The organism is Bradyrhizobium sp. 2S1 (assembly GCF_011516625.5).
GTDB classification, from domain to species: domain Bacteria; phylum Pseudomonadota; class Alphaproteobacteria; order Rhizobiales; family Xanthobacteraceae; genus Bradyrhizobium; species Bradyrhizobium septentrionale.
Genome location: NZ_CP147717.1, coordinates 8,908,293 through 8,921,857, shown reverse-complemented (window position 1 = coordinate 8,921,857; position 13,565 = coordinate 8,908,293). Strand labels below are relative to the sequence as shown.

The window sequence follows — 13,565 nt, the reverse complement described above, 5'->3', positions numbered from 1 at the left end:
CGATTTCGCCGTGACGATTCGCGGCATTTGCGCTACCCAACGGCTTAACTTCGGAGTTGCAACCCCATGAGCCGACGCGTCAAGAGACCCCTCCGCCCAGCCGCCGACCGCGCCAAAGGCGCGCGTCCCAAGGGTGCGCGTCCCCATCGCGGCTCGGCGGCCGAGCGGGGGCCGGCGCATCGTCCGGGCGGCAAGCCAGCGGTGCGGCTTGGCGACAAGCAGCGTGCGCCCAAACCGTTCGTGCCTGAGCCCGAGAAGCATGTCGCCGAGCCACCGCCGTTGCCGACCAAGGTGCAGACCGTGGTCGTGACGGCGGACGAGAACAACATGCGGGTCGACCGCTTTCTTGAGGCGCGTTTCCCCGGCCTGTCGTTTTCCCACATCCAGCGCATCGTTCGTAAGGGCGAGTTGCGCGTCAACGGCAAGCGTGCGGACAGCAAGGACCGGCTGGAAGAAGGCCAGAGCGTCCGCATTCCGCCGCTCAAGCTCGATACGCCGAAGGCCGCCGCCAGCCTCTCCGAGGCGGCCAAGAAGACCCTGCAGGACCTCAAGGACATGATCCTGTTCGAGGACGCCGACGTGATGGTGCTGAACAAGCCCGCAGGTCTGGCGGTTCAAGGCGGCTCCGGCATCACGCGCAATGTCGACGACATGCTGGAGGTGATGCGCGACGCCAAGGGGCAGAAGCCGCGGCTGGTGCATCGGCTCGACCGGGAGACCTCGGGCTGCCTGCTGATCGCCAAGACGCGTTTTGCCGCGACCGCGCTGACCGGCTCGTTCCGTCATCGCTCGGCGCGCAAGATCTATTGGGCGCTGGTCGCCGGCGTGCCGAAGCCGAAGCAGGGCCGCATCTCGACCTACCTCGCCAAGGAGGAGAGCGAGGAGGACAGCATCATGCGGATCGCAGCGCATGGCGACGAGGGCGCCAGCCACGCCGTGACCTATTACGCCGTGGTCGAGACCTCGGCGACCAAGCTTGCCTGGGTGTCGCTCAAGCCGGTGACCGGCCGCACCCATCAATTGCGCGCCCACATGGCGCATATCGATCACGCGATCGTGGGTGACCCGAAATACTTCAACAAGGAGAACTGGCAGCTGCCCGGCGGCCTGCAGAACCGGCTGCATCTTCTGGCTCGCCGCATCGTGATTCCGCACCCGCGCGGCGGCGTGATCGATGCGACCGCGCCGCTGCCGCCGCACATGCTGCAATCCTGGAATCTGCTCGGGCTCGAGGCCGACCGCTTCGACCCGATCGAGAACGCGCCCGAGGAGTGACGGGCGGGCGCCCGCAAATCCGTTTCAGACAGCAAGAACGATCAAACCGCGCCGCGCGCAGCCTCTATGTTGCCGCGCGCCGGCCGTTGCCGGCGTGAATCTTGAAAGGGCTGTCCATGATCGGGACCTGGCTACGCGTCGCGCTTGTTGTTGTTGGCTCGGCTCTCGCCTCAGTGGCGGTGCATGCCGAGACCGTCGTGCTGCGCGGTGGCAGCGTTTACGCCTCGCCCGATGCGGCCGCGCTGCCGGATGCGGTGGTCGTGATGACCGACGGAGTCATCAGTGCGGTCGGCAAGTCCGGCGATGTCACGCTGCCCTCGGATGCGCGCGTGATCGATTGCACCGGCAAGACCATCGTTGCCGGGTTCTGGAACAGCCATGTGCATTTCACGCAGAGTTCCTGGCGCAATGCCGGCGCTGCGCCCGCCGCGGCGCTGACGCAGCACATGCAGGAGATGCTGACGCGCTGGGGCTTCACCACGGTCTGGGATCTCGGCTCCGATCCAAGAAATACGCTGCCGCTGCGCCGGCGCATCGCCGCCGGCGAGGTCGCCGGTCCCAACATCCTGCTGGCCGGCAACATCTTTCCCAAAGGCCCGTGTATCTGCCGCCCGAAATACAGCTTCCGGAAGCCGCGACGCCGGAGGAGTCGACGAAGTGGGCGCGCGACTGGCTCGCGATGGGCGAGGACGGCATCAAGCTGTTCACCGGCGCGTTCATGGGCGACAAGCCGGTCGTGAACATGGATCCGGCGATCGCCAGGGCGGCCGTCGATGTGGCGCACGCGCAAGGCAGGCGGGTGTTCGCCCACCCGCAGAACAAGATCGGCGTCGAGACGGTGATCGTAGCTGACGTCGATGTGCTCGCGCACACCACGCCGGGCGAGCGTGCCTATAGCGAGGACCAGCTGGCGCGGTTCAAGGCGCAGGGGACTGCGCTGATCCCGACGCTGGCGCTGTTCACCACCGTCGTGCTCGATCCCAACGTCACCAACCGTATGGTGGCCGCGACCGTCAACCAGCTCAAGCAGTTCTCGGAGAATGGCGGCACGGTGCTGTTCGGCACCGATGTCGGCTTCACCACGCAATACGACACCACGCAGGAAGTCGAGCTGATGCATCGCGCGCTGTCGGAGCGTCAGGTGCTGGCCTCGCTCACGACCAATCCGGCGACGTTCTTCAAGGCCGCGAAGAAGGGTCGGGTGGAGCAGGGTTTTGACGCCGATCTGGTGGTGCTCGACGGCGATCCGCTCAGCGACGTCGGCAACCTCGCGAAGGTGAGCACCACCATCCGTGCAGGTCGCGTGATCTATCAGAAGCCGTGATGGCTGGCCGCAGAACGCACTGCCGTGCAACGCGAGCACCTGCTACGATGCGTATCGCATCGTGCCTTGCCGGCATAACTGCGGGTGACGGTGGAGGAACTCCCCGCCGTAGGTGCGCGCTGCCAAAATATCGAAAACAACCCCATGCAAAGTAGCTGGCGGCTGCCGGCGTTCGACAAGGCAACTTGACACGTCGGGCAAATCAGGGATAAATTTCCAATATACCGAAATTGCGTAAGCGTCCCCTCGACCGCAATGGCGGGCTCGCCGGTTGCGATTGCGGCCGAGTCTCCACAATTGAAATTGCCCCGGCTGCGTCGGTCTATTTCGCCGGAAGGCTATCCAAACGGGCCAGTTTGATTTCGTCTCATGATCTTGAGCGTGAGCAGGACCGCCCCGAGCACAAGAAACAGCAGACCGACGACAATTGTGCTGGTGGATTCGAATGTCACACCCACTGCTGTCAGCAGGCAGCCAAGAACGATAGCAAAGAGCCCACCCAGCTTCTTTACCAGCAGAAGCTGTCCGTCGCTTGCGCGCGCCACCATGATCAACCTCACCATTCAAGTGATGCGGTCATTGCCGCCATCGCCGCGGGCCGGTGCTGTTTGGACAGGCGGCGGGCTCACATCCGCACGCGGCCATGGTACTCTCGAGCGCCAGCGATGGGAATCTCGTTGATGGCCCGATGACTTCTCTTTGATTCAATTGCGCATCTGATTGGGCAATGCTGCTTACCTGATAGCGCCGGAGCACCGCAGGGATCGATTGAACGGCGCATCTCGCAACGCGGCAATTCCGCGACAAGCAATGCATTCAGCACATTTGTCGTAAAGTGTTCTGGACCAGCACAAACACTGCAAGCGCCGTCAGAGCGGGTCGTTGACACCATGTTTTTTTGAGCGCCTACTTCTGGTTGCCGACTGGAAGACCTGAAACACCAAGGTCGAAATCGGGAAGGAAAGCCAATGTGGCCACCTTCGATCGCTGAACAAGCGGACCGGCCTTACATCTCGACGGGGCACTTGCCCGATCCCGAGATGGTGCAGGAGCTGGTGTCCCAAGCTCATCTGCGCTTCAAGTCGAACAGCGAAGGGACCAATTCGCAGGTTTATCCGGCCCTGGCCAGGGTGCCGAGTGAACTGTTCGGCATCTGCGTGGCCGGTGCCAGCGGACGCATCTACGGCGCCGGCGATATCGAATACGAATTCTCGATCATGAGTGTGTCGAAGCCATTCGTGTTCGCCCTGGTGTGCGAGGCGATCGGCCCTGAAGAGGCGCGCGCAAGACTGGGCGCGAATGCGACCGGGCTGCCGTTCAATTCGTTGGCGGCAATCGAGCACGGGGCGGGGCGCACCAACCCGATGGTGAACGCAGGTGCGATCGCGACCACCAGCCTCGTTCCGGGTGCGAGCGCGGAAGAACGATGGCGGTTGATCCATGACGGCCTTTCACGCTTTGCCGGTCGCAAGCTCCCGCTCAACGAGGAAGTCTACGCATCGGCCTCGAAGACGAATTTTCGCAATCGAAGTATCGCGCGGCTGCTGGAGAGCTATGACCGGATTTACTGCGACGCCAGACAGGCGACCGATCTCTACACCCGGCAGTGCTCCCTCAATGTGAGCGCCAGGGATCTCGCCGTGATGGGCGCGACGCTGGCTGACGGCGGGGTCAATCCAGTCACCAGGCAGCGGGTCGTCGATGCGGCCGTGTGCCACTATGCGTTGACCGTCATGGTCACTGCCGGATTGTATGAGACGTCAGGCGACTGGCTGTACGACATCGGTCTGCCCGGCAAGAGCGGCATCGGTGGTGGCATCGTCGCGGTATCTCCGGGAAAAGGTGGTTTCGGCACCTTCGCCCCGCCACTGGATGCGGCCGGCAACAGCGTGCGAGGGCAGCTCGCCGCGAAGTTCCTGTCGCAAAGACTGGGCATGGATCTGTTCGTGTCCCAACCGGACGAGTGAAACAAGATGCTCTGAGGATCGGTAGAGCCGTGGCTCGATCGGTCGCAACGCCAGGCAGGTTGGAGGACGCGATGGCAACGCAAGCTATCTCGATCGGCGACGTTCATCAGGAAGAGCGCGCATCATGGGTGCCCATGATCGCGATTGCGTCCGGTCAGATGATCATGTCGTTCAATGTCGCGTCGTTGCCGGTTGCCATGGGAGGAATGGTCGCCAGCTTCGGCGTGCCGCCGACCACGGTCGCGACCGGAATCGTGGCGTACTCGATGCTGGTGGCCGGGTTCGTGATGCTCGGCGCGAAACTCGCCCAAAGGTTCGGGGCGGTGCAGGTCTTTCGCGTTGCCGTCGTGCTCTTCCTGATATCGCAGATCGCGATGACGTTCAGCCCCACGGCCTCGGTGATGATCTCCGCTCAGGCGCTTTGCGGCGCTGCGGGCGCGGTGATCGTGCCTTCGCTCGTCGCGCTGATTGCCGAGAATTATGCCGGATGCCAGCAAGCGACGGCCCTTGGTGCGCTTGGCTCGGCGCGGGCTGCCGCCGGCGTGCTGGCATTTGTCGTCGGTGGGTTGCTAGGAGCTTGTCTGGATAGTCGCTGTTCAAATCTGGTCGGGTCTGATTCAACATTGGGCGATGAGCAAGTATTTTCGGCCTTGGAACATCGATCAGACGCTGCTTCTGCCGCCGAATGTGCAGGACTTCGTGCCGAAAGGCCATGTCTCGCGGTTTATGGTTGATCTGGTGCGGGAGAGCCTCGATCTCAGGGAGATCATGGGCAGCTATGTGAGCGGGCTTGGGCAGCCGCCGTTTGATCCGCGGATGATGGTGGCGCTGCTGCTGCATAGCTATGCGAGTGGGCTGTATTCGTCGCGTCGGATTGCCAAGGCCTGCCGGGAGCGGAACGATTTTGTGATGATCGTGGCGCTGGATGCGCCGGATTTTCGGACGATCAGCGACTTTCGCAAGCGACATTTGAAGGCGCTCGGCGCGCTATTCGTGCAGGTTCTGAAGTTGTGCGAGACGGCCGGGCTGGTCAAGCTCGGTCATGTCGCGCTGGATGGTACGAAGATCAAGGCGAACGCGTCGAAACACAAGGCGATGAGTTATGAGCGCATGAAGAAGCGCGAGGCGGAATTGAAGGCCGAGGTCGCTCGCATGCTGGCGGCCGCCGAGGCGGCGGATGCCTCGGAGGATGAGACTTTCGGCAACAGCGACGAACTGCCGGACTGGACCGTCGACAAGCAGAAACGGCTGGCGAAGATCCAGCAAGCGATGGCGGCGCTGGAAGCGGACGCCAAACTGGCGGCGGAGGAAGAGCGCCGCATCGAGGCCGAAAAGGAACAGCAGCGCCAGGCCGAAGGCCGCAAGAAGCCGGGCAAACCGGCGGCGCTGCCATCGGAGGAACCCAATCCCAAGGCGCAACGCAACTTCACCGATCCGGAAAGCCGCATCATGAAGTCGAAGGATGGCTTCGTTCAGGCCTATAATGCCCAGGCGGCCGTCGATGCACATGCCCAGATCATTGTCGCGCAAGAACTGACCCAGCACGGCAGCGATCAGGGCCAGTTGGTGCCCCTGATCGAGGCCATCGAGAGCAATCTTGGCCGCAAGCCGCGGCAGGCCTCAGCGGATTCCGGCTACTGCAGCGAAGCCAATCTCGAAGCGCTCGACACACGCAGCATCGATGGCTATGTCGCGCCCGGACGCGCCAAGCACCCGACAGTAGCGAACGGAAAAGTCGGCGGCCCGCTGACACAGGCCATGCGAAAGAAGATCGACGATGGCGGCTTCGAAACACCCTACCGATTGCGAAAGCAAGTGGTGGAGCCGGTGTTCGGGCAGATCAAACAGGCAAGAGGCTTCCGCCAGTTCCTGTTGCGGGGCATCGAGAAAGTGCGCGCCGAGTGGACAATGATCTGCACCGTCCATAACCTCCTCAAGCTGTTCAACCTCGCAAACGCAGCCTGAGCCTGCTACTCTACAACAAATGCCCGTCACGAAAACATATCTGGACGGGCTCCTAGGCACCTATATCGGCTGGCGCCCCGCGTTCGGAATTCTCATTGCTGCTTCGGCGATCGCTTTCGCTCTGAGTTTCCGCCTGCGGCCCGACCGCGGTCGCCCGGATGTTCGGATCGATCTGATTGGCGTCGCTCTTGCAGCGAGCGCAATCATCTTCATCAGCTTCGGATTCAACAATTTGAACGGTTGGGGAGTGATCCTGGCGACCGCCAACGCACCTTTCGATTTGCTGGGCGTCTCGCCGGCGCCCGTCCTGATCGTGCTTGGCATTGTACTCGGGCAGGCATTCCTGATGTGGACGCATCGGGCAGGCCGCAGGGAAGACGCCCCTGCTGGCGTTGCAGGTGATCGACTCGCCAGAGGAGAGGTGCGCCGTCTACGCGCTGTTCGCAGTCGTGGCGCTCGAGGCGGCCCTGAACTTCACGGTGCCGCTCTACATCCAGATCGTTCAGGGACGTTCGCCAATTGCGACTGCGATCGCGATGATGCCCTTCAATCTGACCGTCTTTCTGTCGGCGATGCTGATTGTCAATCTCTACGACAGACTGACGCCGCGCCAGATCGGACGCTTCGGCTTTGGCCTCTGCACTGTCGCGTTGCTATGGCTCGCGTTCGTCGTACGCAACGACTGGAGCGAGTTTCCCGTTCTCTTTGGACTCGTGCTGTTCGGCATTGGCCAGGGCTCCCTGGTGACGCTGCTGTTCAACGTTCTGGTCACGGCTTCGCCCAAGGAATTGGCCGGGGACGTCGGGTCTCTGCGCGGAACCTCACAGAATCTGGCGGCGGCAGTCGGCACCGCGGTTGCCGGAGCTCTTCTCGTCGGTCTGTTGAGTACGATCGCGCTTGGCAGGATCGCGGCCAGTCCGGTGCTGACCAAGGAGCTTCAGAGCCAGGTCGATCTCGGCAACATCACCTTCGTCAGCAATGACCGGCTGCGCAGTGTGCTCGAAGGCACCAGCGGCACGCCGCAGCAGGTCGAGGAAGCGGTGCGGGTCAACACCGAAGCGCGTCTGCGTGCGTTGAAGATCGGATTGTTGATCATGGCCGGCCTCGCCTTGCTCGCAGTCATTCCCGCGGGCCGGCTGCCGAATTACCGGCCGGGTGAAATACCGGACGACGGAGCGACAGGCGAGGGCGAGCGATCGGCCTAGTTGGGATGCGCCGCAGCTGCCTGGGATCGAGGAGGATGACATGGCTACCTATGAGAACAGTTCCACAATGCTCCGCGGCCTGCCTGGCCCGCCGCTATGGGTGTGCGTGCTGCTTGGGCTCGTCATGATCGCCGCGGGCCTTCTGGTCCTGGGCGATGTCGTGCTCTTCACCGTGATCAGCGCCATCTTCATCGGCTGGACGGCGATCGTCGCCGGCGCGTTCGAAATCCTGCATGCGTTCTGGACCAAGGGCTGGGGCGGATTCGTGTGGCAGCTTCTGCTTGGGGTGCTCTACCTTGCATGTGGAATCGTCCTGCTGAGCCAGCCGGTGACGAGTGCGCTGATCCTGACCTATGTCCTCGGTCTCTCGCTGTTGGTCTCCGGGGTTGTGCGCATGCTGGTCGGCATCGGCCATTGGCAGCAGTCCGGCTGGATCATGCTGGCATCCGGGGTGTTCGGCGTCCTGGCAGGCCTCGTCATCCTGACCGGGTTTCCGGCAACCGGGTTGTGGGTGCTCGGGTTGTTGCTGGGGATCGATCTGCTGTCTCATGGCGTCGGATGGCTGACCTACGCTTTGCAGCCTGCCGCCAGAGCGGCTCAGTAGGCCGCTCACTAATCAGCCGCAATCAAGTCGGCCCCTCGTACACAGCGAGATCAATGATAATCTCGAGCGATGTGCCATGGGCGGAGAGTGACATGTCAGATTTGAGCAAAAGCTTCGGGGTGCCTGCACTGATCGCCTCGATTGGCTTGAGCCTCCTTGGCTCACTGCCTGCGCAAGCTCAGCAGAATACTGGCGTGCTGTTCCAGAATGTCCGCGTCTTTGATGGCAAGAATGGCGCGCTCTCCGGGCCGTCCAATGTGCTGATCCGGAACAACAAGATCGAGAAGATTTCGACTGCGGCGATCACGGCGCGACGCGCAGGTGATCGCCGGCGACGGACGGGTGCTGATGCCCGGGCTGATCGACGCGCATTGGCATGCGATGCTGGTACGCCCGACGCCGGCGACTGCGATAGCCGGTGATGTCGGCTACACCAATCTCCTTGCGGCCGCGGAAGCAACGGCCACGCTGATGCGCGGCTTTACCACCGTTCGCGACATGGGCGGGCCGGCCTTTTCCCTCAAGCGGGCGATCGACGAGGGGCTCGTCGCCGGTCCGCGCATCTACCCGTCCGGCGCCATGATCACCATCACCAGCGGCCATGGCGACTTCCGGCAGCTGTCCGAACTGCCCAGAACGATCGGCGGCATGCTCAGCCGCATGGAGAGGATAGGCGGCGCCATGGTCGCGGACAGCCCCGATGAGGTCCGTGTGCGCGCGCGCGAGCAGCTCATGCAGGGAGCTACGCAGGTCAAGCTCACCGCGGGCGGCGGGGTCGCGTCGCCATTCAGTCCGCTCGATGTGTCCACGTTCACTGAACCGGAGTTGCGCGCCGCGGTCGAAGCTGCCGAGAACTGGGGGACCTATGTCGCCGTACACGCCTATACGCCTGTCGCGATCCAGCGATCGATCGCAGCGGGAGCCAAATGTGTCGAGCACGGTCACCTGATGGACGACGCGACGGCCCGCCTGATGGCCGAGAAGGGAATTTGGCTGAGCACCCAGCCCTTCGTCGATCTGTCGGGCGCCAGGCCCTTGGACCTGCGGAGCAGGACAAGATGCGACAGGTCGTTGCCGGCACCGACAGGGTCTACGGCTTTGCGAAGAAGTACAAGTTGAAGACGGCATTCGGCACCGACGTCTTGTTCTCGAAGGCGCTTGCTGACCGGCAAGGCGCCATGCTGACGACGCTCACGCGATGGTATACGCCCGCCGAGGCGCTCACGATGGCGACGTCGACGAATGCCGAATTGCTCGGTCTGTCCGGCCTTCGAAATCCGTATCCAGGCAGGCTAGAGCATTTTCCGATCACGTTGCGTCGTAACCAGCCGCGACGAGATAATTTTGGCATTCCTCGGGTGAGAAGCGCTTGAGAGCGTTGGCGATTGCTTGCCAGAGATCGGGCATGGTGCGCGCTGCGGCGGCCCGCAACAGGGCTTTCAGTTTAGAGAAGGCCATTTCGATCGGGTTGAAGTCTGGACTGTAGGGCGGAAGATAGAGCAGGCTTGCTCCGACCGCCCGGATGGCCTCTCGAACGCCGTGGACCTTGTGAGCGGGCAAGTTGTCCATGATAACGGTATCGCCCGGCCGCAGCGATGGGGCGAGCAATTGCTCGACGTAGGCCAGGAAAGCGTCGCCATCCATTGGACCGTCCAGAACAAGCGGCGCGATCAGACCGTCGGAGCGCAATCCAGCGGTGAATGTCGTCGTCTTCCAATGTCCGTGTGGGATAGCTGCACGACATCGCTCGCCGCGTGGCGAGCGGCCGTAAAGCCGCGCCATTTTGGTGTTGGCGCTGGTTTCGTCGATGAAGACGAGACGCTCAGGGTCAAGATCGATTTGCCCTTCGAACCACTCCTCACGCGCGGCATTTATATCGCCGCGCCGTTGCTCGGCGGCGTGCGCTGTCTTTTTTTAAGTGTGATCTTTCTGCGCTGGAAAAAACGCCAGAGCGACGCGATGCCAGTCGATATTCCACGACGTTTCAACAGTTCTCGCAACTCGGCGAGCGTGATATCCGGCTTCGCTGTCACTGCCTCCAGAATCAATTGCGAATGCGCTTCGATGCGCTGCGATTTGCGGTCACCGCCCTGGCGTTTAGGAACGATGTCGCCAACTTCCTTGAGGCGACCGCGCCAGCGGATCGCACTGGCCGCGCTGACACCAAAGCGCTCAGCAGCCTGTCGACAGGACATGCCACCGTCAATCGCGGCTATCACCCTTTGACGAAGATCAACCGAAAGCGCCCTGGCCATACATGCTGGCCTCCCTCGCCAGCATGCAGCTTGAATCTGACTCGCGCCGTTTTGGGAATCCCCACCCGATTCATTCCGGTCGGAAAATGCTCTAGGCGTGGTGGAGGAAGGCGCGCTGGCCGACCTTCTGTTGGTCGATGGCGACCCGATCGACAACATCAAGCTGATAGAAGACCCGGCAAAGAACTTCCTGGTCATCATGAAGGATGGGAAGGTCTTCAAGAATCGTCTTGGTGGTGACCGGAACAAATAGACGCACGTGATGACAAGGCAGGCCCGGCTGTGCGTCAAAGCATCAGCTTGTAGCCGATGTGGCTGCCGGTGAATCCCAGCCGCTCATAGAAGCGGTGCGCATCGGGGCGCGCCTTGTCGGTCGTGAGCTGCACGAGGTTGCAGCCTCTCGCCCTGCATTGCGCGATCGCCCATTCGAACATCTGCTGCCCAACGCCTGAGCTGCGGTGCGTCTCCGCAATTCGGACCGCCTCGATCTGCCCGCGCCAGGCCCCGAGCCGCGCCAGGCCGGGGATGAAGGTGAGTTGCAGCGTGCCGATCACCTCGTCGTCCGCGGTAGCCACGACCAGCAGCTGGTTTGGATCGGCGAGGATGGCATCGAATGCATCGATATATCTTGGGTTCGGCGGCGAGCTCGCATCCTCGCGCTGCTGCCCCAGGACGTCGTTGGCGAGCAGCGCAATGATCGCCGGAAGGTCGGCGCGTTGAGCCTGGCGGAAAGCGATTGATGCCATTGAGCAGGATTTCCACAGAGACGAAGCCAGACACCTTACAGGCTCGCGCAGGCTATGGACATCCAGCTGGGTGTAAATGAAATCCGCCGGCCATCCGGGCCGGCGGATTGGAGTGTCGCGAGGTGCGGTCGTCAGTGGTCCCAGCCGCCACCGTGATCCCAGCCGCCGCCATGATGATGGCCGCCGCCGTCGAAGTCGAAGAAGTCGAAGAGATCGCTGAGCGCCGGGCTGTTGACCGGAACATAGGGATTGCCGGGCGCCGCAACCGGGTTCGGGAAGTTGTCCCGGCTGCGATGGGTGATCGGCTGCAGGTCCCAGTTGCGCTCGATGAATTTGATGATCGAGACGTGGTCGGCATATTCATGCGAGATGTGGCCCTGCCGCGCGAACGGCGACACCACGATCAGCGGAATCCGCGTGCCGTCGCCGAAGTAGTCGAGCGGCTGCACATAGCCTGAGTCGAAGTAGCCGCCACCCTCGTCGAAGGTGATGAAGATCGCGGTGTCCTTCGCATAGTCCGAGGCCTGGACCTGGTCGACGATCTTCTTTGCGAAGCCCTCGAACAGGTTGAGCTTGGACGACGACGGGTGACCGTCGGTGAAGCCGCTCGGCTTGACGATCGAGACCGCCGGCAGCGAATGCTTGGAGAGGTCGGTGTACAGATCAGCCGAGTCCTTGATATGGGCTGCGACCTGCTCCGGGTGCGACATGATCGAGGTGTCGTACTGGAACGGGCAGATGTTGCAGTACTCGTCGGCGTTCGGCCCGGCCACGCCCCAGTTGAGCTGGTAGGGGTCGTTGACGTAGTTGTTCCACTGGTCGCCGTAATACTTCCAGGAGATGTTGCGCTCGTTCAGGCTGTCGCCGATGCTCTTGCGGGTCGACGGCGGGATCGTGAACGGCGTGTTGGACGGATTGGTGTCGGTGTAGGCGTTCTTGCCGTTGCCGAAATAACCCGGATTGTAGTTGTTCAAGAGATAGTAGTGACCCGGTTCGCAATTCGCGTTGATCCGGAGCCCCTTCAGATAATCCAGGATCGGCTTGACGCCGGGCTGGCTCGGATCCGAGCAATCGCTGTAGGAGCCGCCGCCGGACACCGGGCTCGTCTGGTAGGGCGCCGGGAAGCCGCCATTGCCGCCCGCGCCGTAGCCGTCCTCGGTGTACCAGTTGTTGGTGCCGACAGCCGGATTCGGATTCTCGATCTGATGCACGATGCCGGCGTCCGGCGTGCCGCCGAACACCTGCGTGCCGTTCGGCGGCACCGCGGCGTTGCCATAGGTGTCGCTGAAGTAAAGCATGTCGGCATGACCGAACATGATGTGGTTGGCGCCGGTGCCGCCGTTGACGGACTGGTGGAAGTTGTCGCTCATCGCATATTTTTGCGCGAGCGACGTGAAGTACGGCACGTCGCCCTTCTGCACATTGTAGAAGCCGAGCGCCGTCGAACCTTCGCCCGTGGTCGTTGCCGTCGGCGAATAGTCCGTCGAGAAGTTGGAGGGCTGCGCCGCGCCGTTGGCGCCGGCACCGACGGTCACCTCGACCCAGGCGAACAGATTGCCGCCGCAGCCCGACGGATTGTCGCGGCTGGCCGCCGAGTGGTTGCAGTTCAGCTGCTGCCACATCTGGTAGAAGCGATGCACCGGGCTTGCCGAATAGGAGTCGTAGGGCAACGCGTCGCTGTTGGTGAGCTGGAACGGACCGGCCGGCAGCGCGCTGACATTGGTGATGCGTGCGTCGGGGGTCGCCGACGTCTGACCAGTGCCGCCGGTCAACAGGTACTGGTAATACTCGGACGGCAGGCCGGATTCCGATTGCTGCGCCAGCGCAAGCGACGCTTCGCAGCTGGTGATCGGCGAGCTGCCGCATTTGTTCGGGATGTAGGAGACCTTGGGGCCGCCGACCAGCGGAGCTGGCAACTGGTCCTTCGGGAAGTTCTGCTTCGGCGGGCTCAGCAGGAACGCATCGTTCAGGCCGGTATCGGTCGCGGCTTGCTGATGCGCCTTTTCGAAGTTGGGCCCGGGGATCGCGTTCTTGTTGTGATCGAGCTTGACGATGCCCTGCGAGAGCAGGTTGAACACGCTCTGGTCGTGCCGCTCAGGCACATAGGTCGCGAACACGTGGTCGAAGCTGCGGTTCTCGCCGATGATGACGATCACGTGCTTGATCGGCGACCGGGTCTCGTGTCCACCGTGATGGTTCCAGTCCTCCGCCAGCACCGGGCCGG

Annotated in this window: 12 protein-coding genes and 2 pseudogenes; 10 read left to right on the top strand and 4 right to left on the bottom strand. The window is 62.6% G+C overall.

The window, feature by feature from the left end; translation table 11 throughout:
* Positions 1 to 66 precede the first annotated feature (66 nt).
* The 3 genes from HAP54_RS42630 to HAP54_RS42620 all read left to right on the top strand — a co-directional run bounded on the left by HAP54_RS42630 (position 67) and on the right by HAP54_RS42620 (position 2,599).
* The gene (locus HAP54_RS42630; RefSeq protein WP_166297339.1) at positions 67 to 1,275 is read left to right on the top strand and encodes an RluA family pseudouridine synthase; all 1,209 of its coding nucleotides are present in this window, start codon (positions 67 to 69) and stop codon (positions 1,273 to 1,275) included.
* A 116-nt stretch (positions 1,276 to 1,391) separates the two neighbouring features.
* Positions 1,392 to 2,015, top strand: a complete 624-nt coding sequence (locus HAP54_RS42625) for an amidohydrolase family protein (RefSeq protein ID WP_166297338.1) — start codon at positions 1,392 to 1,394, stop codon at positions 2,013 to 2,015.
* Entirely contained in the window at positions 1,955 to 2,599 is a 645-nt protein-coding gene (locus HAP54_RS42620) for an amidohydrolase family protein (protein ID WP_166297336.1), read from the top strand. Before HAP54_RS42625 ends, HAP54_RS42620 begins: the two co-directional genes overlap by 61 nt.
* A gap of 338 nt (positions 2,600 to 2,937) precedes the next feature.
* On the opposite strand, the gene HAP54_RS42615 is transcribed toward HAP54_RS42620, so the two are convergent.
* The gene (locus tag HAP54_RS42615; protein WP_029081739.1) at positions 2,938 to 3,147 is read right to left on the bottom strand and encodes a hypothetical protein; all 210 of its coding nucleotides are present in this window, start codon (positions 3,145 to 3,147) and stop codon (positions 2,938 to 2,940) included.
* 420 nt (positions 3,148 to 3,567) lie between these two features.
* Here HAP54_RS42615 and glsA point away from each other — a divergent pair, with 420 nt between their 5' ends.
* From glsA to HAP54_RS42585, 6 genes and pseudogenes are all read left to right on the top strand, one after another.
* Complete coding sequence (gene glsA / locus HAP54_RS42610) at positions 3,568 to 4,566, top strand: glutaminase A (RefSeq protein WP_166297334.1); 999 nt, start codon at positions 3,568 to 3,570, stop codon at positions 4,564 to 4,566.
* Between the two features lie 71 nt (positions 4,567 to 4,637).
* Positions 4,638 to 5,300, top strand: coding sequence for an MFS transporter (locus HAP54_RS42605; RefSeq protein ID WP_224741544.1), 663 nt, complete (start codon positions 4,638 to 4,640; stop codon positions 5,298 to 5,300).
* On the top strand, positions 5,197 to 6,531 hold the full coding sequence (locus HAP54_RS42600; protein WP_166202952.1) for an IS1182 family transposase: 1,335 nt from the start codon (positions 5,197 to 5,199) through the stop codon (positions 6,529 to 6,531). Before HAP54_RS42605 ends, HAP54_RS42600 begins: the two co-directional genes overlap by 104 nt.
* 398 nt (positions 6,532 to 6,929) lie before the next feature.
* Positions 6,930 to 7,736: an MFS transporter gene (locus tag HAP54_RS42595; protein ID WP_224741545.1), complete on the top strand. Its 807-nt coding sequence runs from the start codon at positions 6,930 to 6,932 to the stop codon at positions 7,734 to 7,736.
* A gap of 40 nt (positions 7,737 to 7,776) precedes the next feature.
* The gene (locus HAP54_RS42590; protein ID WP_166297332.1) at positions 7,777 to 8,340 is read left to right on the top strand and encodes an HdeD family acid-resistance protein; all 564 of its coding nucleotides are present in this window, start codon (positions 7,777 to 7,779) and stop codon (positions 8,338 to 8,340) included.
* A 92-nt stretch (positions 8,341 to 8,432) separates the two neighbouring features.
* Positions 8,433 to 9,635: pseudogene (locus HAP54_RS42585) on the top strand (amidohydrolase family protein); the annotation flags it as partial.
* Positions 9,636 to 9,648: 13 nt separating this feature from the next.
* Here HAP54_RS42585 and HAP54_RS42580 read toward each other — a convergent pair.
* A protein-coding gene (locus HAP54_RS42580) for an IS630 family transposase (protein WP_166293531.1) occupies positions 9,649 to 10,595 on the bottom strand; the annotation gives its coding sequence in 2 pieces (ribosomal slippage) (positions 9,649 to 10,256 and positions 10,256 to 10,595; 948 coding nt in all).
* A 91-nt stretch (positions 10,596 to 10,686) separates the two neighbouring features.
* Here HAP54_RS42580 and HAP54_RS42575 point away from each other — a divergent pair.
* Positions 10,687 to 10,848: pseudogene (locus HAP54_RS42575) on the top strand (amidohydrolase family protein); the annotation flags it as partial.
* A 34-nt stretch (positions 10,849 to 10,882) separates the two neighbouring features.
* Here the strand turns inward: HAP54_RS42575 and HAP54_RS42570 are convergent.
* Entirely contained in the window at positions 10,883 to 11,341 is a 459-nt protein-coding gene (locus HAP54_RS42570; protein ID WP_166297330.1) for a GNAT family N-acetyltransferase, read from the bottom strand.
* Positions 11,342 to 11,472: 131 nt separating this feature from the next.
* Positions 11,473 to 13,497, bottom strand: a complete 2,025-nt coding sequence (locus HAP54_RS42565) for an alkaline phosphatase family protein (RefSeq protein ID WP_210297462.1) — start codon at positions 13,495 to 13,497, stop codon at positions 11,473 to 11,475.
* Between the last annotated feature and the right edge of the window lie 68 nt (positions 13,498 to 13,565).

Bases quoted from the DNA above. Each gene is read 5' to 3' on its own strand.
- HAP54_RS42630 (WP_166297339.1), top strand. From the start codon at position 67: ATGAGCCGACGCGTCAAGAGACCCCTCCGCCCAGCCGCCGACCGCGCC.
- HAP54_RS42625 (WP_166297338.1), top strand. From the start codon at position 1,392: ATGATCGGGACCTGGCTACGCGTCGCGCTTGTTGTTGTTGGCTCGGCT.
- HAP54_RS42620 (WP_166297336.1), top strand. From the start codon at position 1,955: ATGGGCGAGGACGGCATCAAGCTGTTCACCGGCGCGTTCATGGGCGAC.
- HAP54_RS42615 (WP_029081739.1), bottom strand. From the start codon at position 3,147: ATGGTGGCGCGCGCAAGCGACGGACAGCTTCTGCTGGTAAAGAAGCTG.
- glsA (WP_166297334.1), top strand. From the start codon at position 3,568: ATGTGGCCACCTTCGATCGCTGAACAAGCGGACCGGCCTTACATCTCG.
- HAP54_RS42605 (WP_224741544.1), top strand. From the start codon at position 4,638: ATGGCAACGCAAGCTATCTCGATCGGCGACGTTCATCAGGAAGAGCGC.
- HAP54_RS42600 (WP_166202952.1), top strand. From the start codon at position 5,197: ATGAGCAAGTATTTTCGGCCTTGGAACATCGATCAGACGCTGCTTCTG.
- HAP54_RS42590 (WP_166297332.1), top strand. From the start codon at position 7,777: ATGGCTACCTATGAGAACAGTTCCACAATGCTCCGCGGCCTGCCTGGC.
- HAP54_RS42570 (WP_166297330.1), bottom strand. From the start codon at position 11,341: ATGGCATCAATCGCTTTCCGCCAGGCTCAACGCGCCGACCTTCCGGCG.